The 620-nt window shown below is 54.8% G+C and carries 2 protein-coding genes; both read right to left on the bottom strand.

The window, feature by feature from the left end; genetic code table 11:
- Positions 1–199 (bottom strand): type IV pilin protein (locus ACTHSA_RS10805; protein ID WP_440378897.1); only part of this gene is annotated, 199 nt, incomplete at its 3' end.
- A gap of 185 nt (positions 200–384) precedes the next feature.
- Positions 385–620, bottom strand: a 236-nt coding sequence (locus tag ACTHSA_RS10800; RefSeq protein ID WP_440367402.1) for a ComEA family DNA-binding protein, incomplete at its 5' end; no start/stop codon positions are given.

Raw genomic sequence — 620 nt, 5'->3', positions numbered from 1 at the left:
GCTCCATAAAGCGCGCATTTTCCAGCAGGGCGGCATGCGCCGCACGCAGGTTCGCCGAGCGGACCGATTCCCGATAGGCAGTCAATGCCGCCGTCGCCAATATCGAAACCAACAGCATCACCACCAACAGCTGTATCAAAGAATACCCCCTCTGCACGGTTGCCCTATTCCGTTTTCCGTTAAATACCTTTAAGTACATATCTTTATTCCCTTTATCTTTTCTATCACTATCCAACAAGAAGCTCCCTATCCGTTTATCCCTTTACCCAATGGCCCCCATTGGTCCAAGTCTTCATTCCCGCCCCCATACAAAGCCGCCCCGAGGCCCAACCGGCAAGCGGTTCGGCCTCGGGGCGGCATATACGGCACAAACGTCCGTCAGACTTATTTTTTCACGGCAGGCTGGGCGGCCTTAGGCGCGGTAGGAGAAACCGTCGCCTCCGCCTTCAATTTGTTCAGCACCGCATCACCGATGCCCTTCACGTTTTTCAGCTCATCCACCGATTTGAACGCACCGTTCTTCTGACGGTATTCCACAATCGATTTCGCCTTAGCCGGGCCGATACCCGGCAATGCCTCCAGTTCGGCAGAAGAGGCCGTATTGACGTTCACGGCAGCCA

Origin of the sequence: Neisseria sp. P0008.S002, from assembly GCF_051962805.1 — a bacterium.
Classification (GTDB): Bacteria; Pseudomonadota; Gammaproteobacteria; order Burkholderiales; family Neisseriaceae; genus Neisseria; species Neisseria perflava.
Note: the sequence above shows the minus strand (reverse complement) of the source record. Positions and strands in the feature narration are given on the sequence as shown.